17 protein-coding genes and 1 tRNA gene are annotated in these 19,033 nt (G+C 52.4%); 8 read left to right on the forward strand and 10 right to left on the reverse strand.

The features are described 5' to 3' along the window. The first annotated feature begins 164 nt into the window (after positions 1-164). Entirely contained in the window at positions 165-656 is a 492-nt protein-coding gene (locus SH668x_RS06475) for a thermonuclease family protein (protein WP_437187883.1), read from the forward strand. 637 nt (positions 657-1,293) lie between these two features. After that, positions 1,294-1,527: a carbon storage regulator gene (locus SH668x_RS06480; protein ID WP_437187884.1), complete on the forward strand. Its 234-nt coding sequence runs from the start codon at positions 1,294-1,296 to the stop codon at positions 1,525-1,527. A gap of 53 nt (positions 1,528-1,580) precedes the next feature. Here SH668x_RS06480 and SH668x_RS06485 read toward each other — a convergent pair whose 3' ends face one another. Both SH668x_RS06485 and SH668x_RS06490 read right to left on the reverse strand, forming a co-directional pair. Next, positions 1,581-2,210: a PH domain-containing protein gene (locus SH668x_RS06485; protein WP_437187885.1), complete on the reverse strand. Its 630-nt coding sequence runs from the start codon at positions 2,208-2,210 to the stop codon at positions 1,581-1,583. Next, the gene (locus SH668x_RS06490) at positions 2,194-2,427 is read right to left on the reverse strand and encodes a hypothetical protein (RefSeq protein WP_437187886.1); all 234 of its coding nucleotides are present in this window, start codon (positions 2,425-2,427) and stop codon (positions 2,194-2,196) included. Before SH668x_RS06490 ends, SH668x_RS06485 begins: the two co-directional genes overlap by 17 nt. Positions 2,428-2,935: 508 nt before the next feature. Here SH668x_RS06490 and SH668x_RS06495 point away from each other — a divergent pair. Continuing rightward, positions 2,936-3,178 (forward strand): hypothetical protein, encoded by a 243-nt coding sequence (locus SH668x_RS06495; RefSeq protein ID WP_437187887.1) that lies wholly within the window; start codon positions 2,936-2,938, stop codon positions 3,176-3,178. A 563-nt stretch (positions 3,179-3,741) separates the two neighbouring features. Here SH668x_RS06495 and SH668x_RS06500 read toward each other — a convergent pair. Continuing rightward, positions 3,742-3,816 (reverse strand) — tRNA-Cys (locus SH668x_RS06500). A 115-nt stretch (positions 3,817-3,931) separates the two neighbouring features. Then, on the reverse strand, positions 3,932-4,075 hold the full coding sequence (locus SH668x_RS06505; protein WP_437187888.1) for a hypothetical protein: 144 nt from the start codon (positions 4,073-4,075) through the stop codon (positions 3,932-3,934). A 1,052-nt stretch (positions 4,076-5,127) separates the two neighbouring features. Between SH668x_RS06505 and SH668x_RS06510 the strand changes: the two genes are divergently transcribed. Both SH668x_RS06510 and SH668x_RS06515 read left to right on the forward strand, forming a co-directional pair. Next, positions 5,128-5,754 carry a non-canonical purine NTP pyrophosphatase gene (locus tag SH668x_RS06510; protein ID WP_437187889.1) on the forward strand — a complete coding sequence of 209 codons (627 nt, stop codon included), beginning with the start codon at positions 5,128-5,130 and terminating at the stop codon, positions 5,752-5,754. A 489-nt stretch (positions 5,755-6,243) separates the two neighbouring features. Beyond that, a complete protein-coding gene (locus SH668x_RS06515) occupies positions 6,244-7,731 on the forward strand; it encodes an OprO/OprP family phosphate-selective porin (protein WP_437187890.1) in 1,488 nt (495 codons plus the stop codon). A gap of 65 nt (positions 7,732-7,796) precedes the next feature. Here SH668x_RS06515 and SH668x_RS06520 read toward each other — a convergent pair whose 3' ends face one another. Both SH668x_RS06520 and SH668x_RS06525 read right to left on the reverse strand, forming a co-directional pair. Beyond that, on the reverse strand, positions 7,797-9,773 hold the full coding sequence (locus SH668x_RS06520; protein ID WP_437187891.1) for an ATP-dependent DNA helicase: 1,977 nt from the start codon (positions 9,771-9,773) through the stop codon (positions 7,797-7,799). Next, positions 9,770-11,518: a SpoIIE family protein phosphatase gene (locus tag SH668x_RS06525; protein ID WP_437187892.1), complete on the reverse strand. Its 1,749-nt coding sequence runs from the start codon at positions 11,516-11,518 to the stop codon at positions 9,770-9,772. Before SH668x_RS06525 ends, SH668x_RS06520 begins: the two co-directional genes overlap by 4 nt. Positions 11,519-11,906: 388 nt before the next feature. On the opposite strand from SH668x_RS06525, the gene lysA reads away from it, so the two are divergent. Then, positions 11,907-13,178, forward strand: a complete 1,272-nt coding sequence (lysA, locus tag SH668x_RS06530) for a diaminopimelate decarboxylase (protein WP_437187893.1) — start codon at positions 11,907-11,909, stop codon at positions 13,176-13,178. Between the two features lie 105 nt (positions 13,179-13,283). Here lysA and SH668x_RS06535 read toward each other — a convergent pair whose 3' ends face one another. Further along, the gene (locus SH668x_RS06535; protein ID WP_437187894.1) at positions 13,284-13,499 is read right to left on the reverse strand and encodes a DNA gyrase inhibitor YacG; all 216 of its coding nucleotides are present in this window, start codon (positions 13,497-13,499) and stop codon (positions 13,284-13,286) included. Positions 13,500-13,810: 311 nt separating this feature from the next. Here SH668x_RS06535 and SH668x_RS06540 point away from each other — a divergent pair, with 311 nt between their 5' ends. Further along, on the forward strand, positions 13,811-15,487 hold the full coding sequence (locus tag SH668x_RS06540; protein ID WP_437187895.1) for an NADPH-dependent assimilatory sulfite reductase hemoprotein subunit: 1,677 nt from the start codon (positions 13,811-13,813) through the stop codon (positions 15,485-15,487). A gap of 226 nt (positions 15,488-15,713) precedes the next feature. Here SH668x_RS06540 and purQ read toward each other — a convergent pair whose 3' ends face one another. Further along, entirely contained in the window at positions 15,714-16,523 is an 810-nt protein-coding gene (gene purQ / locus SH668x_RS06545) for a phosphoribosylformylglycinamidine synthase I (protein WP_437187896.1), read from the reverse strand. Between the two features lie 174 nt (positions 16,524-16,697). After that, the gene (locus SH668x_RS06550; RefSeq protein ID WP_437187897.1) at positions 16,698-17,138 is read right to left on the reverse strand and encodes a VOC family protein; all 441 of its coding nucleotides are present in this window, start codon (positions 17,136-17,138) and stop codon (positions 16,698-16,700) included. A 203-nt stretch (positions 17,139-17,341) separates the two neighbouring features. Between SH668x_RS06550 and SH668x_RS06555 the strand changes: the two genes are divergently transcribed. Continuing rightward, on the forward strand, positions 17,342-18,046 hold the full coding sequence (locus SH668x_RS06555; RefSeq protein WP_437187898.1) for a DUF2293 domain-containing protein: 705 nt from the start codon (positions 17,342-17,344) through the stop codon (positions 18,044-18,046). Between the two features lie 53 nt (positions 18,047-18,099). Here the strand turns inward: SH668x_RS06555 and SH668x_RS06560 are convergent, their stop codons facing one another. Continuing rightward, positions 18,100-18,939: a phytanoyl-CoA dioxygenase family protein gene (locus SH668x_RS06560; protein WP_437187899.1), complete on the reverse strand. Its 840-nt coding sequence runs from the start codon at positions 18,937-18,939 to the stop codon at positions 18,100-18,102. Between the last annotated feature and the right edge of the window lie 94 nt (positions 18,940-19,033).

A 19,033-nucleotide genomic window follows, 5' to 3' on the forward strand; every position in this document is an offset into this window, starting at 1 on the left:
TGGATCCATGCTTACAAACGCAGCTCGTGCCATCAGATTTACAGTGCTTGCATGAACAGAGGTGAGCGTGAATGTCCCTCGTGGGTGACAGCAGCAATTGCATATGCGATTAAAAATGGTTTCAGCAGCTTCATTTGTTGGCCCTTTGAGTTTGGACAAGCGAGATGCGGGCAAAGTTTCTCTTCGTGGCACTGGTCGCTATTCAAACATATACGACTGGATTTGCAGCGGGCGAGATTCCAAGGATCGAGCGGGTTGACCAAGGCAAAGTCGTTGCCGTAACTAATGGCGACACCGTAAATGTTCTGATCGATCGAACCGAAGTCAAAGTGCGACTTGAAGGCATCGACGCACCAGAGAGAAAACAGGCGTTTGGATCGCAGGCTAAGCAACACCTCAGCGACTTGGTTTTTGGTGAGACCGTTCAACTGCACGTGACAGGCAAGGATCGCTATCGCCGGATCTTGGGCACGCTGGTGAGCGATGGAGTCGACATTAACTTGCAGATGATCACGGGCGGAATGGCGTGGCACTACGAGTATTACAACTCAGAGAAGCGGTACGCAGCTGCTCAGGTCGAAGCGAAGGAAGCCAAGAGAGGTTTGTGGGCTGATCCGATGCCGCTGCCGCCGTGGGAGTTTCGTAAGCGGAAGTGAGCGAAACGAAGGTGACCGTGGAGGTTTTTTCAGGAAAATTCCGTCGGAGAGAATTTTTAGTCCAAATTTCACGTAAAAGTCGACGTATCAGTGGGCGGTAATTGTCCCGATATTTTTTTAAGTGACTCTGAAGAATTGAGGTTCCATCGCCAACGATCACACAAGATGTAGTGACGCCAGCAACTGCTCTTGATGAGTGTTCAGTTGTACAGTAATGTTCACCACATGCAAAGGAGCAGTCAACAGCGCAATGAGGTGCGAAAGACGCAACGCACGAAATTGGGCAAGGGCATTCACTCGATGATCATCGACGATCATGTTTTCTTTCAGATTGACCCACGTTTCTGTCGCTCAGAAGCCTCTGCGGCTCGCGACGGGAACGCTCTTCGTTCACGTACTCAGCAGTCGAGATAGGCTGCTTTGAGGCGGCTCATCAGCTTGCTTTGCTGATGACTATGGCAGCTGGCGATGTTCCAGGCTGTGTCGTCACGAAATTCACGTCGTCACACCATCACGTCCCGTGACTTGCGTTTTCGCGTCATGGGATAGCTGGTGTTATCGCTTCGTTCCTGAATCTTCCGGGTCCGTGCATACGCACGCCTATTTCTAACTTCCATCACGAACTAGAGGTTTTCAGATGATCACTACAACAGTCTTCAATGATGAGTTGATTCACATCACGTCCGACATCTCTATCAAAGTCCGCAAGACGAGAAACGGTCGCGTTTCAATCCAGGTCAATGCACCGAAGTCAGTGCCAGTTCTCAGGTGTAACGTGGCTGATTTTCGCGAGAACGTCACAACGACTCAGAGTGTTCTTGGAGTCGGAACTGATCGAAAATTCGAGCTGCGAATTGTTCGCGATGAATGAGGGAAAAGCGTCGAAGATGCCCTGGCTAAGAGTCGTGACCTGGCTGGCAAAACTCACCGACGGCATTTGTCGATTAGGCTTTTTACATGCATGGGATTGTCAATTCCGTTGATCTCAATTTCGAATCCGGATTGGCCAGAAGTGGAGAGCTTAATTCTTCCAGAGTTCGCAAGTCTCTGTCCTAAAGACTGAGTGACTTGAATATTTCTGACGTCGCTATGCCGGACTTCAGTCGTTGAAAACGAAAAGAACGAACGCTGAAGAATGGTCTTTGTGTTGGTGACAGTCAGTGTTGTCCTGGATCTGTCTAGCCAGCAGATGGCCGCAATGAAAATTCCTAACGCCCCTCCCACAATGCAAGCAGAAATTGAATTCGCGATGCCATGTGCAATCAGGCCAGCGGCGAAAGCCATCACAACTGACGAGCCAAAGGGACTCTCTCCCAGTAGTGTCGGGCTTAGCCTAACCAAGACTCGTTCGTCTTTTGGTGCAGTCTCCGGAATGCCGGAGTTACGGCTTTGGCTTGTGAGCGGCAAACTGGTCGCGACATATTCCCTGAAGACTGGAGGGACCACGACGCTCATCGCACAATTGGGGCAGGGGAAGCAGTTGCCAGCTTTTCGCGATGGGGCCTTGAGATTTGACCCGCAACCATCGCACGAGAAGCTAATCTGCCCGTTCATCTGGTTGGCCCTTGGTGAAGATAAGTCGCGGAGATGGCCTATTCAGAAGTCGCTCAGCCTCGGTCCGCAGAAGAACAAGCATCCATTCGCTGGTGTTTGTGAAACCAGCTTTACGTGCTGCTTCGTGGAAGTATTCGCGTTCATCCACCTTCACGTTGAGGCTCATTCCCCCACGATCTTGCGATGTCGTTGTCTTCTTGAGCGGTTTCTTCTTCATTCGATTGTTTTACCAACGGTGACAGCACGCATCCACATTGTGCGAGGTTTGACTAGTGATTCACTAGCTGTTGACTTTTTCAGTCACATTTGTAAAAACTTACTCACGAGCATGGTGGCTCTGGCTGGGCACATGTTCAACTCGTACATCTGTAACCGAGATTCGTCTCGGAATAGCAACCCTGCGAAGCGGTGCAGCCAGACGTTTCGCAGGGTTTGCCTTTTCATAGAAACGAAAAAGCCTCAAACGTCTTGGCGGACGAATGAGGCTTGTATTTGGCGGAAGGCAGTTTTGGGAAACTGCCGCAATTGTCGTTGCTGGTCCATTCTTGGCGGAATGAACCAGCGGCGTTGGGACTCCAAACGGTCTAAGTAAAGGTCCAACACCTATGAACAATATGGTGCCTACCGAAGGTGCGTCAAGTGATTTTTGTCGATTTTTGATTCTGGCTGAACGATTAGTGGTTGCGGTCGAATTAATTGCTGCGTCCAGTAATGTTGGGGCCTTCATGAAAGTCCCCAAGGATGATCTCGACGCATTTGCATGTGCGTTGCTCAATGATCAAGACCCGCTCCACACAAATCTGAGCATCATTGCTGAGCGATGCGGGATCAGCCGAAGGTCACTGACTCGGCTTCCTGACTTCTCGGAAAAGTACGAACAGATCAAGCAGTGGAAGAAGTCTGTGAGGCATGCTCCGAGAAGGGGGCACAAGGGAGATGATCGTAGTATTGAAGCTTACGATGACTGAGGTGTCACTGACACCTCAAGGCGTACGATCTGACACCAAGTTGAGCCATCTCAACACACCAAACCCCCTAAAACACTGCGTTTTCTGAGAATAAAAAACAATCAAAAGTGTTTTAAGTCCTGTGCGTCTGCCTATTCCGCCACTCGGCCGAGTGGAAATTCACTGGGTTTTGTATCTTCGCCTCAGTGAGTTTGGCACCTTGACACCTGAAGTAACACCTCGTCGCTTGGATTTGTGCGTTTGTGACACCAGTCAAGTTCCGCGGCGAAGGGGTCAAGGTGGCGGATGATAGCAAAAAGGGGAGGGTCGAGAAACTGATTTTGAAGTTTCCTCTCATCCCTCAGGTGACGCATCGAGCGTCAATAATTCCCTTCAATCGGACGTGTCGTTGCGAGTGAAATGCGAATTTCTCAGTTGTTGAAAAGTTGAAAACTATCCGCAGCGAAAAAGCTAAGAGAAAAATGTGGGTAGAGCTATTGTGGGGCGACGTTTCCCCTCGTCCGGCATGTCTGCCCGATAGTAAAAGAAAAAGCCCGCAAGTCATTGTGACTCGCGGGCTTAGGAGGCGCAGGTCGGATTTGAACCGACGAAATAACGGATTTGCAATCCGTCGCCTTAGGCCACTTGGCTACTGCGCCCTTGGTGTTGCTAAGAATCGGTTTTCATGGCTGCAAACTTTCGCGAAAATCTGTCTTTTCGCTAGTTTGGCTTGGTTCGGCAAAAGTTGCCTAATCAGCAACGTCGCCGCGACCCTTAACTCTGCTGAAGGGTATCTTGAGGACCACGAAGCGTCAAACGTCCCGCTTCCAGTTCTTGTGATTTCTTGGAGCGTTTGAAAATTCTACTTGTCGCTGCGTCGGTGAGGTCGTAGCATTGCGGCGTGAGAAACGCGTTCACTATCGCTCTGGCATTCATTGTATTTTGTGGGGCCATCCCACAAGGTGCAGCGGCGATGGTGTCGTCGAAGTGTGAGATCACCGAAAACCGGGCACCTGCTGCAACAGAGTCGGCGTGTTGTCAACGCGGCTGCTGTTCTGAGACTGATGCTCCTGCTTCCTCGCGAAAGAAGGGGTGCTGCGGCCAATCCGACCTTCCTGCTCAGGAAGAGTCATCAGATTCAGGCTGCCCCTGTTGTCCGGATGGTTGCCGGGCTCCTTCGACTGCTGTCCCGTTGTGGATCGCTTCAAGTGAAGGTGTCTTTGTGGTTCATCCTGCTGGCTTGTTGAGTCAGGTAGATGAATGCTTTTTCTCACGCTCTGATGAGCCGTCAGTCCCACCTCCAAAGGTCGATTCCGTCTGCTAATTGCTTTTGACGGATTTATTTCTTCGTGGCCGGCGTATGCGTTTATGGCCACGATTCTTTCGACCATTTTCTATTTGGAGTGGATACTCATGGTATTTCGTATGACTGCAGTGGCTCTTGTTCTGGTTGGCCTGGTGGCGTTCGTTGTTTCTTCTCGAGTTTCGCAAGCAAATTCTGCGGTAGTGACCGAAAAGAAATCCTGCTGTGAGACCCAGCCTGGCTGCTGTGTCGAAGGTGCAGAATGTTGCGTTCCTGGGGCATCTTGCTGCGAAGTGAAACCTGCTTGCTGTGATGCTAAGCCAGCGTGCTGCGTCGATGGCGCAGAGTGCTGTGTTGAAGGTGCTGCGTGCTGCGAGGCATTGCCATCTTGCTGCGTTGAAGGAGCGGAATGTTGCGTTCCCGGCGCAGAATGCTGTGTCGCTAAGACAACTTGCTGCCTGTAATGAAACCGGTTTGTTTCGCTGATTATTGAGCGATCAAGCTTCGTTTCGATCTCGTTGAAGATGCTTCGTCCTGTCGAACTTCGGCAGGGCGAAGTTTTTTGTTTCGCCACTGGATGGTTGCGGTTTTCGGGAAGTGGTCCGATCATTCGGTTCTACATCCCACGAACTCATTCAACATCATTCATTCAAAAGGCGACCGAAATATGTCTCGATATCCAACGGTGGTCCTGGCAAGTCGCAATCTGAAGAAAAGTGCTGAGATCCGTGCGTTGCTGGCTCCATTTGGGATCCCGTTGAAACCGGTTTCGGATTTTCCCGAGGCAAAGGACGTCGTCGAAGATGGTGACTCCTTTCGTGCGAACGCAGATAAGAAGTCGACGCAAACCGCGATTCAGACGGGGTGCTGGTCGATCGGTGAAGACAGCGGACTGCGAGTGGATGCACTCAACGGGGCGCCGGGGATTTTTTCGGCACGCTTTAGCGGGGAGAATGCGACTGACGCCGCCAATAATGCCAAGCTCATTGAAGAGTTGCGCTCGACGCCATTGGAGAAGCGTGGTGCGGAGTATGTGTGTCATATTTCCGTATCAGACCCGCAGGGAAACGTGCGTCTGAATATCGAAGCGACCTGTCGAGGGCTTATCGCGGAGCAGCCTGCTGGAGAGAATGGTTTCGGTTATGACCCTCATTTTATGGTTCGTGAGTACCATCGAACTTTTGGGGAATTGAGTCCGCTTGTGAAGCAGCAACTCAGTCACCGTGCACGGGCGTTCTCTCGGTTGATTCCATTGCTTTTAAAAACGCTTTCCGCGGCAAACGCAGGCTCGTGATGGCCGCGAGCAGCGTCGGTTTGTATGGGGATTTAGGTGATTCTGTTGAGGTTTTCACCATCGCCGCAATTCACTGTTGTTTTAAGACTTGAGGGTTTCTCGGGGGTTTAGCTGGATTTAAGGAAAGTTTTGGTTTGAGCCTGGATTATCTGCAGAGTCGGCAGAGTTTTTTCAGATAACCATAGTTGAGGGTTTGGCTTTGCTCTCAATGCACCTCAATTCGACTCATCGCCGTGGCCTCTGATTTGTGATTCGGAAGTCCAGAGTAGTGGAGAGAATTTGGGACATCTCCAAACTCCATCCAACTCACCCGGAAACTCCTATCGCTCTCAGGAATTCCAATGACATCCAAGCATTACCAACCGCCAATTCGATTTCGTCGCTGCAGCCTCTCCTGCATTTCGATCCAGCAGGAAACGTTGAATGACATGGTCGAATTCAATCAGAGAACATCACGTGCCATGCAGGGTGATGATATTAGAGCGGAATATGAACTGGAAAATTCTCTGTCTTGCTAGCTTGGTTGTTTCCTTCTCCATCTCACTCACTTTTGCACAGGAGATTGCTCCCCCTTTAAATCCGCCGCTCGTTCCTCCACCGGGGGTGAACGTCGGCGAAGCGGGAAAAGAACCTTCGCAACCCCTCAATGTCGTGACCGAAGAGGTGTTTTCAGATCCAGCGTTTGTCTCTCCGGATGATCTTTCTGGCCAGGATCCTGTCGGGCAGGGTGATGCACCCCCAGCGATCGGTCACTCGATTCCTGCGATGGTTGCAGCGGTCACCGGCGGTGCGTCGGCTCTTCGATATCCAACAATTGCCCTGACCGGCTTTGCCCAGATTGATGCCATCTGGTTCGATCAGAGTGAGCAGAGCATTCTGAACAATGACGACATTCAGGATTACGCGGGGTTTCGTCGAGCACGTCTCGCCGGCAGAGGCATGATTGCGGAAAACACCGGCTACATGTTGGAGATGGATTTTGCTTTTCTGGGACGTCCCAGCTTTATGGACGTATTCGTCGAGCAACAACAGGTGCCAGTGCTTGGAAACATCCGCATCGGGCAGTTTCGGCAGCCGTTGATGATGGATGCAATGAACAGCGTTCGGGATCTGGTGTTCCTGGAACGTCCTTCGATTTTTGCGTTCATTCCGTTTCGTCAAATCGGTGTGATGGCGTTCAATACGGCGATGGAGGAGTCGATGACGTGGGCTGCCTCGGTCTATCGATTTCCGACAGACATGTATGGCAATGCCTATTCAGACAACGGCTACGGAACCAGTTATCGTGTCACCGTGAACCCCATCAACGACGAGTCGAGTAACGAGAACCTGCATCTGGGGGCTGGGTATAGTTACAACACGTTCGGTCGTTTTGGGAACGGAGCTCATTTTTTTGGATTTCGCGCACTGCCAGAAATTGGCATCAACATGGGTGAAGTCGGAGACGGAGCAATCAACACCCCGGTAATGTCCAGTACGGGCACCGTTACCACAGCGAAGGCAAGCAATATTTTCAGTCTGGAAGCTGCCTATTCCCATGAGTCTTTTCTCGTTCAGAGTGAGTTCATGGATGTCATCGTGCAGGACCCAGTCATGGGTAACCAGAACTATCACGGTGCCTACGCACAAGCGAGTTACGTCCTGACGGGGGAGCGACACAAATACGACAAGCGTTCCGGAACGTTCGGGCGAGTTGTCCCAAAGTCTAATCTCGGAGCCACGGGATGGGGGGCTTGGGAGATCGCTGGTCGGTGGTCCTATATCAATCTCAAAGATACTCCCAACGACTTCGTCGCCGGTCAGCCTCCCAATGGTGTCAGTCCGACGCTGATGACGAATCTGACCGCCGGATTGAACTGGTATTGGAACGCATACGCCAAGATGCAGTTCAACTACATCCATGTTCATCAGGACGTTCGGGGAGCACCCAACGCGAATACTGGAATCTTTGCACTGCGGACACAGTTCGATTTCTGAGTGACACTGGTCCTTGAACCGTTGTATTTCTGAAGAGGTCGGATGTTGAGATTCATTCGGCCTCTTTATTTGTTCCGGCTGGCGATCACCCGTCGGCAGTCGGGAAGACTTTCGAGAAAGATGCGACCATAGGGTTTCGTACGAACCCGGGGATCGAGGATCACGACCTGCCCGGAATCTGTCGCACTGCGGATTAGTCTTCCAAATCCTTGGCGCAGTTTGATTGCCGCTTCGGGGACTTGGTATTTGGTGAATGGATTGTCGCCGTTTTCTTTAATCCGTTCGACGCGAGCCTCGAGTAATGGATGGTCAGGGACGCTGAACGGGAGTTTCGTGATGATCACGTTTTTCAGGGCGTCACCGGGGACATCAACCCCCTGCCAGAATGATTCCGTTCCAAAGAGTACGGCGTTTCCATCTTTACGGAACTGGTTCAGCAACGCACCTCGCTGCAGTCCTGTACCCTGACAAAGCAACAACTGATTTCTGGAACTGAACCAGGAAGAGAGCTTTCGGGAACAGTTCTGTAACATCTTGTAGCTTGTGAACAGAACGAAGACCCCGCCATCAGTGTCGTCCACGTGTTGCTTGATCCGGTCGACGACCGCGTTCTCGTAGTCGAACGGATTTTCTCCGGGGTCAGGCATCTGGTCCGGCAGAACAATCGTCGCCTGCTTTTTGTAATCGAACGGGGAGCCAAGCTTCAGGTCATGAGCTTTGGTCAGGCCGATCCTGCTGCGGAAAAAGCTGAAGTCCCGCTGACCTACTGCGAGTGTGGCACTGGCGAGTACGACGGTCGGCACTTGTCCAAACAGTTCATCCCGCAGCGTTGCTCCAACGTCGATTGGGGACGAAACAAGTTTGATTGTCTGTCGTTTTTGTCCGAGAATTTCGATCCAGTACACGGAGTCTTCGTGGCGTTGTTTCAACCAATTGCCGAGGGAGATTCCCAGTGCATCCAGTCGCTCTGCCGAAGAATTCAGGTCGATCTGGTGACCCTCATCTTTGACATCCGTAGCGAATGTCCGGATGGTGAGCGCGAGGTCGTGCAGGTCGGGAGTGACTTTATTTTGGATGTCGATCGGTTTGCGGACTCGGCCATTTTGCGAAGCGTGCTCGTTCCGCCATTGATCGAGATCGTCGAACAGGTCGTCTACGAGAAATCTGAGTCGCGCGACGAGCTTTTGTGCATCGACGAGATTGTGATGGACGAGCAGCCCTTTTTGTGTTCGATCGTTGTAAAGCTTATTGAACAGGTAGCTGAACTGCCCGTTTGAGACCGTCGTTCCCAAGTGCGAGGCCGCGACATCTTCCAGCGTGTGTGCTTCGTCAAAGATTGCGACATCATAGTCGGGGAGCACGCTCGCACCCTCTCGACGCAGAGCAAGATCTGCGAAGAACATCGCGTGATTAACGATTAAGACGTCAGCGTTCCAGACGCGGCGACGGGCTCGATAATAGAAGCAGTCCTTGTGTGTCGGACACTTCTTCCCCAGACAGTTTCCGTGCTCGCTCCGCACCTCGTCCCAGACCTGTGGCAGCGGGGTAAATCCAAGGTCGGACAAGCTACCGTCGTAAGTGTTTTCAGACCACTGGGCGATTTCGTTTAGCTGAGTTTGTTCTTCACTCTCAAACAGCGAACGCCCTTTTTCCCGGGCCGCCTGAAGTCGTCTCAGGCTGATGTAATTCCCGCGGCCTTTCACGAGCACTGCAGAGAATTCCACTGGGAGAATAGAATTCAGAAATGGAATATCACGGCTGATGAGCTGTTCCTGCAAACTGATTGTGTGCGTGCTGATTACAATCCGACGAGTCTTGTTTTCGGATTGCTGGCGTTCAGCAGCGGCGAGAATGCAGGGGACAAGATACGCGAAGCTCTTTCCGACTCCAGTTCCGGCTTCGACCACGAGATGTGATCTTGAAGAGATCGCTTCGGCCACCGCGGCAGCCATTTCAACTTGCTCAGGCCGCGATTCATACTGCGGCAATCGACGGGCGATCAGCCCCCCGAGTTCAAAGACTTCATTCGACGTGGGAATCATACCTGCGCCCTATGTACTCCAATAATGCAGGTGTCATCGCGTGATGTCATGGTTCCCGTAAATTCTTCGACGTCTTCAATGATCTTTTCGACAGTTTCACTGATGTTTCCGTCACATTTCTCGATGAGCGAAATCAGTTTTTCGTTGCCGTAAATTGTTCTGGCAGAACTCATCGCCTCCGTGACGCCGTCTGTATACGCAATGATGGTGTCGCCGGGGGCGAATGGAACAGTGTCAGACTCAAATGTCAAATCGGCCATGATTCCCAGTGGAAGACTGGAAGTTTCACGAGCAAGTGGCGTGACGGTTCCATCGGCACTGCGGCGCAGTGGAGGGAGGTGTCCTGCGTTGACAATCTGGAGTGTTTGAGTGACGGGGTCAATGATCATCACCAGAAATGTGATGAATCGGTGTCCAAGTCCGCTGGATGAGATTTCTTCATTGAGTCCAGCGACTGCTTCCTCGAGAGTCTTCTTGGTGAGAAGTTGAAGTCGCATCGAGGAGTACAGACGCGCCATGAGAAGTGCGGCCGGCATCCCCTTGCCAGCAACATCTCCAATCGCCATTGCCACACGGCCGTCTGCGAGCGTCAGATAGTCGAAATAGTCGCCGCCGACGCTGAGCGCTGCTTCGTAATAATCGTGGAAAGAGTAGCCTGGCAGGATTGGCCGCGACTTGGGGAGAAACCCCAGTTGGACCTGTGTGGCGAACTCGAGGTCGCGTTCGAGTTCCCGGCGATGGACATCCTCTTCGTGAAGACGTGCGTTTTCGATGGCCATACTTGCCTGCGTCGCGAGACTGGCGAGGAGATCAAGATCTTCCTCAGAGAACGCCCGGTCACCATCGCGGGTCACAATCTGAATGACGCCGAGCCCTTCGTTTTCCTGATTGAGCAGTGGGACGCACATCATGGACGTGATCTGCATTTTCGTAAGAGCAGTGCTCTTTCTGAATCGAGAATCGTCTGAAACGTTTCTGCTGAGAATTGACTCTCGCGTCTGCAGGGCGTGCCTGACGACCGTCATGCTGATCGCCACTGTTTCCGCTTCTGATCCACCGCGTGTGCGACTGGCTTTGACTTTCAGTCGCCCCGTTTCCGGGTCCTTCAGCAGCACGAACCCTTGTTCTGCCTGCGGGAAAATGCTGAACAACGTAACCAGCACTTTCGGGAGAACTTTTTCAACGTGTAGCTCTCTTCCCAGAGCGTATGTCAGCTCAAGAATCGCCTTCAATCGAACATGCGGGTCGACGGTCGATTTGAATGTGCCGTCCTGAGGCATGCGACGAATCGCAGTCCCCTGATCGAAATCGGAAGCGTTGTTGGCAGGTTCTCCAAGAATGCGACTCGCTTCCAGGAGTTCAGACTTGAGGGCATCGAACGTGTGCGAAGAGGGTTTCGCATTCAGCTCGACGTCCGAACTTTTCTGGCCGTCGTTAAGGGCAAAGGCCCCGGAAGGGAATTGATTGAAACTCAGTCGAACGTCACAAAGTTGAATTTCATCGCCATCGTTCAGCTCTGTTCGGCCAGTGATGCGACGCTGATTGACGAGAGTTCCGTTTCGGCTACTGAGATCTTCTATGTAGAACGTGCCGTGGTTTTCCAGAATCTGGGCATGTTGCCGGCTGACAACGTTACTGTTCAGAACGACCTGGCAAGTCGGATGGCGGCCAACGATTGTCCGTTCGGCTACGAGCGGGAATTGAGTTCCCTGAGTGTCACCGGTCATTAACAGCAATACAGCCAAGAGACTACCCTTTTTAGGTGACGTTCAGATCGGGAACTAAAGATCATTTCGAGGGGAGGAAGGATCGATCAACAAGGTGAAGCGAACCCAAAGCTGAGCGTACGAAACCGCCCCGTGATTCGCCTAACTCTTTTGCTGCTGTGCTCTCTGCGATATCGGCGTCGCCAGTCTAGTCCGGTGAATGGCACAGGGCAATTCCATCGATTTCGTTGAATCTCTCGAATGATTGTGGGGGGGGACTCCCGGACCTATGATTTGTCATCGACGAAATACGAGTTTGGGTAACATTTTCAAATATACAAGTTGAATTTGCATCCCCCTGGGGCCAATTTCGATATTTTGTGATCTTACATGTATTTTCTGCCTTTAGTATTCCACGCAAATTCTCATGGATGCATTTCAATATCGCGATGGTGAACTTTACTGTGAAGATGTGCGACTGGCCGATTTGGCGCAGGAGTACGGCACTCCATTGTGGGTGTACTCGAAGGCGAAGCTGACATACGAATTTCAGGCAGTGCGAGAGGCATTTGCTGAAGTCGACCCGGTAATCTGTTACTCGGTCAAAGCAAATTCCAATTTGTCGTTGCTGAAGCTACTGAATGAGCAGGGGAGTAGTTTCGACGTCGTGAGTGGCGGCGAACTCTATCGCGTTCGGGAAGCTGGAGCGGACACAACTCGAGTGGTGTTCGCTGGTGTCGGAAAGACCGACGCTGAGTTGCGAGAAGGTCTCGAGAACAACATCCTGATGTTTAATGTGGAAAGCGAAGCGGAACTCAAAGCCATTTCCCGCGTCGCAGCTTCCATGAACCGCGTTGCCCCGGTTGCCCTGCGTTTGAATCCTGACGTCGACGGGAAGACTCACGCGAAGACGACAACCGGTAAAAAGGGGAACAAGTTCGGGATGGATATCGAGCGGCATAACGCGCTCGCTGCCCTTGTTCTGGCGGATCCCCATCTGGAACTTCGCGGCATTCACATGCACATCGGATCGCCGATCAACACGACCGACCCGTATCGTCAATCTGCTGAAAAAGCACTGGCAGTTGTCAAAGAACTGCGTAAAGCTGGTCACAAAACGAACTGGATCAACCTTGGAGGGGGCTTCGGATTGAACTACCGCGGTTCCGAGGCTGCGACAGCTCAAGAGTATGCTGAAGTGATTGTTCCGTTTGTCAAAGAAGCGGAATGTCGCCTCGCACTGGAGCCAGGTCGCTCCATCGTCGGAAATGCAGGTGTTCTTCTCAGTCGAGTCATCTACACGAAACGAGAAGGCGGTAAGTATTTCGTGATCCAGGACGCTGCGATGAACGACCTCGTTCGGCCGGCAATGTATGATTCCTTCCATAAGATCTGGCCGGTTCAGCCAGCATTGCCTGCTCCAGTTGATTTTGAAGCGGAACTCGAAGGTTGTGAGCCAACAGATGTGGTCGGACCGATTTGCGAATCTTCCGATTACCTCGCCAAACAACGTTGGTTGCCACCTGTTGAGCAGGGTGACCTGTTGTGCACTTTCAGCGCTGGTGCCTACGGGACAGCGATGAGCAGCAATTACAACTCGCGTCCACGTGGCGCAGAACTTCTGGTCGATGGAAGTTCTGTGAAAGTGATTCGTCGTCGGGAAACTTACGACGACATCATCGCAGCGGAACGCGTGTAAGCTGGAGATGTGGCTTAACACATCTGAGATATCAAAAAGCACGCTTCAGGAGTCATTCTGGAGCGTGCTTTCAATACAATCCGTGGCCAGTTGAGCCGAGCGGGATTACTGGGCTTCCTCGGGCGGCAGCTCCTGTTGTGCCAGTTGTTCGAAGAGCTTTTCGGGGGTCAGATCTTCTTTGATTGCGTAGTCGCCTGAAAACCATCGGTGAAGATCGACCTGTTTGCATCTCATGGTGCAAAAAGGAAATAGGGCCGATTCGCTGGTCACTTCCAGCGGCAATTCCTTCTCGCAAATCGGGCAGGTCAGGCGGCGGATCATCGATCGAGTTCCTCTACGGGAGAATTCGGCTCTGGAAGTGTCATCAGACGCCGATTTGTTCCCTTCGTCAACCCTACCGGCAAAGAATGGTCGTATCAATCGACGTTCATTTGGGGAGAGTGGTTGACTCTCGACACCCAACTGCCGATCCTGTTACCCTCGCCTTTTTAGTGCTGCCAGAATCGGGAATTTCCTGAGAACATCTTGTTCAAACCGGGGAATCCGTCGAACAATTCCCCAATCGTGACTGTCTGAGTGTCATCTGGACTCACGCAACACATGTTTTGTTTTGAGAAGTAACGGACGCTGTCATGTCGAACGAAAAGCTCAGTAAGGTCGAAGGTTACAAGTCCGAGAGCAATTTTCTGAAAGGGTCAATCCAGGAAGAATTGCACAACGACGAAGTCGTGAGCTTTAACGATGCGAACATGAACCTGTTGAAGTTTCACGGAACCTATCAGCAGGACAATCGCGATGAACGAGGCGGCGGCCAGAAGCACTATTCATTCATGGTCCGTAGTCGCATTCCCGGCGGTAAAGTGACCGCAGCTCAGATGTTGACCGAACTGGATCTGGGCGACAAATACGCAAACGGAACTGTTCGTGTTACAGATCGTCAGGGGTTTCAGCTTCACGGGGTGTTGAAGGGGGATCTCCAGAAGACAATCCGCGAAATCAATGAGAGCAAGCTGTCGACCATGAATGCGTGCGGGGACGTCTGCCGTAACTTCATGTGCTGCCCGGCTCCCTACAAAAACAATCGAGTTTACGAGCAGATGCAGGCGATGGCCGATTCGATGGCCTACCACTTCCGCCAACACTCGAATTCTTACTGTGAAATCTGGATGAACGATGGCGAGCAGAAAGAGCTTGTCAGCGAAATCAAAGACGAGCCAATTTACGGAAAGACTTATCTTCCCCGTAAATTCAAGATGGCGATCGCGCTTCCGGAAGACAATTGCGTCGACGTCTACACTCAGGACCTCGGCCTGATCGCTGTCGTCGAGAACGATGAAATCATCGGATACAATGTGCTTGTCGGAGGGGGGCAGGGGATGACCCCAGCCAAGAAAGACACCTTTCCTGCACTCGCAAAGCGTTTGACGTTTGTCACGCCGGATCGCGTCCTCGATATCTGCGAAGCGGTTGTCAAAGTGCAGCGTGACTTCGGGAATCGCGAAGATCGCAAATTCGCGCGTATGAAGTATCTCATCCACAATTGGGGAATGGAAAAGTTCTCCGCGAAAGTGGCGGAGTACTACGGCAGCCCACTCGCAGAGCCACATCCAGCGGACATTCACGAAGTGAGCGATCACGTCGGCTGGCACGAGCAGGGTGATGGCAAATGGTTCCTCGGTGTCAACGTCGAGAACGGCCGATTGAAAGACGAAGGGCCTCTGCAGTTGAAAAAAGGACTGCGAACCCTGTTGGCGAAGTATCCTGTGCCACTCCGACTGACAGCGTTGCAGGGAATTATTTTCTGTGACATCGAAACCGAATGGAAAGACGATTTCGAGTCAATTCTCCGAAGCCACGGCTTCCAGTTCCCAGAGGAGATTTCTCTAGTTCGTCGGTACTCGATCGCCTGCCCAGCAATGCCGACATGCGGATTGGCGGTGACAGAGTCTGAGCGAGTCATGCCTCAGATTATCGATGCGATTGAAGTGGCGATGGAAGAACAGGGAATCAAGGGGGAGCGCATTGCGATCCACATGACTGGCTGTCCAAACGGTTGTGCGCGTCCTTATACCCCGGACATCGGTTTGGTCGGGAAGGCTCGCGGCAAATACACGCTGTACTTGGGGGGCAATGCTCAGGGCACCCGATTGGCGTTCCTGTATAAAGACATGGTTCCCGAAGCGGACCTCGGTCCAGTTCTTTCTCCCGTATTCGCTCGCTTCAAGGCAGAGCGGCAAGACAACGAAGCCTTCGGCGATTTCTGTCACCGTATCGGGAAAGAATCCCTTCTCGAGGCAGTTCTCACGTAAGCAAAGCTCACGAGAGTCTTGCGTTCCGGTGATGAGAAGCGGTCGACGAAGTTCAATCAGCTGATGAACTTCGTCGAGGCGGCCAGTCTCAAAGCGGCCGTCCAGAAGTGTTACCTCACGTGAAACAAAAAGATCCCGCTCCATTCAGTGAATCGAGCGGGATCTTTTTTAATCGACTTGGACGAAGTAGCGTTCTCAACGCTGCGTTTCGTCTTTGCTTCGAGTCTTACACTTTGAAGTAATTGATCGCATTCTGGAACAACTTGAAGCCTGCTCCCTCACCTCGGAGGCCAAGGCGGGTCCAGTGTGGATGCTGAGTGGCGAACAGGAATCGTTCCGGGTGGGGCATCAAACCGAGAATGCGGCCGGTGGGGTCACCCAATCCTGCGATGTTGTCGATGGAACCGTTCGGGTTGATTGGGTATGGCAATAGTTCGGATCCGGAGTCAGCTCCATCCGGGGTCGCATACCGCAGTGCGATTTGACCTTGTTCAGCCCACGTTTTGAGGATGGCTGGGTCCTTCACGACCAAACGTCCTTCACCATGAGCGATCGGGCAATCGAGTGTGTCGATCCCTTTCAGGAAGACGTTTTCGCTCGATGCAACCTTCAGCTTCACCCACAGATCGGTATACCGTCCGTTCGAGTTCCATGTCAGTGTGGCGTCTCGATCGGAAGCGGAGGCGATTGGCCAAGTGGTTGAACCACCTGGGAGAATTCCTGATTTGATCAGGACTTGAAAGCCGTTGCAGATCCCCAGTGTCAGCGTGTCTCGTTGAAGAAATTCGCCGATTGCGTCTGTCAGACGACTTTGAAGCTGAGCTCCGAAAACGACTCCGGCTCCAACGTCATCCCCGTAGCTGAATCCGCCGGGAATGCAAAGAACCTGATACTCTTTCAGGAGTTCCGGCTGTTCGAGAATCCGAAAGAGGTGCACCCGATCCGCTGCTCCGCCAGACTGGTCGAAAGCAAATGCTGTTTCGTGATCACAATTGGTGCCCGGAGCTCGCAGCACGCAAACGCGGGGTGTAGCCATGAATTCCTCAATCTCAATCAGGGGTCGTGGGCCAACATCTTAGTCGTATCCTTGCGAATGCGAAAGGACGTGGATTTCGGTTCCACTGTCCCGGAATCGCTCACGATGTCGGTTTCAGTTCGAGGGGGAGGTCGGCGAGGCGAACGCTGATGGGATCTCAAGGAAAGTTGCGGATCAAGGCTTGTCGCCCCCCTCCGTCCGGCGTCGAAGCTCTTCCGGCGTTAGATCTTCGGTTTTCGTGGCAATGTGCCAGATATTGCCAAGTGGATCCCTGACGGAAGCCGAGCGTTCTCCATAAAAGTGGTCTTCCGGTTCGAGCAGTACTTCAGCTCCCGCTTTCACACTCCGCTGGAACGTTTCGTCGATGTCAGAGACATAAATGTGCAGTGAAGCGGGCATCGCATTCCACACCGGGGTTTCGTCAGCCAATTCGAGGGGACTGTCCCCGATGAGTAGCTGAGCGTGGGCAACCCCACCGGAAGGGCTGGGCATCCGCAGGATTTCCTGAGCATCGAATGTCGCTTTCAGGAACTCAATCTGGGTCACAGCATCGGAGACAATCAGATATGGAGTGATCGTATGGAACCCGAGTGGACGATGCAGCGGCTGAGACATAGTTGCCCTTTTCAAAGAGGTGTCTGCTGATGAGAGCATTGTAAGGGATCTGTCGCAGTTGATCTAATCGATTGGTTCACGTTTTCTTAGCACGCCGTTCGATACATCCGTGTAAGAAATGATTTCTAACCAGTTCGAGGGAATCCTGTTTCGAACAATGGCGTGAAGCAGGGGACAACGTCGAAGCAGCTCAGCGATTGAACATGCCTGATCAAAACAGAATCGTTACCCCCGGTCCGAATGATAAAACGGTCATCCTGCCCAATGGGGAATTTCTCGCTGTCCCGGAAGGATGGATTGTTCTCCCCCCGGGTGATGCAGCATTGACTCGCAGAGTGAAAGCCGCGGGACCTACTTGGGCGGCCCAGAAGAAAAAAGGGCGAAAGATTTTCTCACTGGGAATCTGGGCTCCAGTCGAGCGGATTGAAGCAATTCGACAGCAGCTTGAGGCGGAACGATCGACTCCTGCATTTGCAAAACGACAGGCTTCGAATGCAGTTCGGCGAGAGAAAAAGCAGAGTGAGTATGTCGAAGATTTCCGTGGAGCCGTCTTGAGCTTTCTGAACTTTGCTCCTCTCTACCGGGACCAGTGCGAACAACTTGCGACTGCGGTCACGGATCTGGCGACGCCGGTCGGGAGTGGCACAGTGGCCCGCACAGAACGAATTCCGATCGAACAGCGAGCAGAGTCAGCGGTGATCGCCTGGTTGCGTCATCAAACAACTGGGTACGACAATATGCCGATTCCCCGCATCAAAGGGAAACGCCGCGAAGTGCGCCGAATTCTCGCTACTCACTCCAGAACGCTTTTGGAGCGTTACCGGAGTGGAGCAAAAATCGATTTCGAAAATTGTCCGCTACAAATCGCTCTGAAGAGGCTTGCAGCTGAGCAGTCTCAATCTGAATGACAGGCTGAAAGATCGGGGCTGCCGGTAGGTCAGCGCTCACCTGAAACACGTCATTAGTCGGAAGTAGGTCGTGAGATATTCGACCAGTGATTCGCGTTGTCCCCGCCGCGTACCCAGACACCTTTTTTGTTCCAGTCCATAGCTGCTCTTACGTCGGCTGCGGCGTAGCGAATCGTGAGTCCGCAGCGACGTCGATCACTCTCGTTCGCTTCCGAACCGTGGAGGAGCAGGTCCGAGTGCAATGAGATCTGCCCCGCTTTCAATTCGTCGTAGACTACCTCTCCATATTGCTCCGGGTTTTCGACCGTTTGGTTGAGAACGTTGTGTTCTTCTGGAGTGCTTTCCCGAAAGGTCAGATGCCCAACGTGATGTGAGCCGGCGATGAATTTCATGCAGGCGTTTTCGCGGTCAGCGTCATCGACCGCAAGCCAGACTGTTACGTTTTTCGATGGAGAGAGCGGCCAGTAGCTGGCGTCCTGGTGCCAGGCGACAGCCTTTCCATCGTGCGGCATCTTGCAGAAGAAGTGGGAACCCCAACCGATGACATTTTCGCCGAGGAGATCGCTGACGCAGTCGACGATGCGACGGTCGGTCAGGATGTCATGGACCTTGCCATATTTCAGGTGAGCAGAACTGATGGAGTAGCTGTTGCCACCTTCTGCGACAACGCGTTGCAGCAGGTCGTCGAAATAAGAACGAATTTCAGCGATTTCCGTGGGAGTGAAAATCGTGACTGGCTTGACGAATCCCAGCTGATTGAACCCCTCGATCTGCTCACACGTGAGAGCGACAGGACGAGTGTTTTGCGTTGGGTGAAAACGCAAATCTCGCCCGAGTTCGTTCAGAGATGTTTGATCAGGTGTAATTTGGAACTTCGGAGCTGCTGTAGACATCTTATTGGCTCGGCTCAGAATGCGGTGAATCTATTTTCGTATAATAATATGTTTCTGCTTGTCCTGCTATCGAACCTGAAGCCTCGCTCCGTGG

This window comes from Planctomicrobium mucosum, from assembly GCF_051466335.1.
Lineage (GTDB): Bacteria > Planctomycetota > Planctomycetia > Planctomycetales > Planctomycetaceae > Planctomicrobium.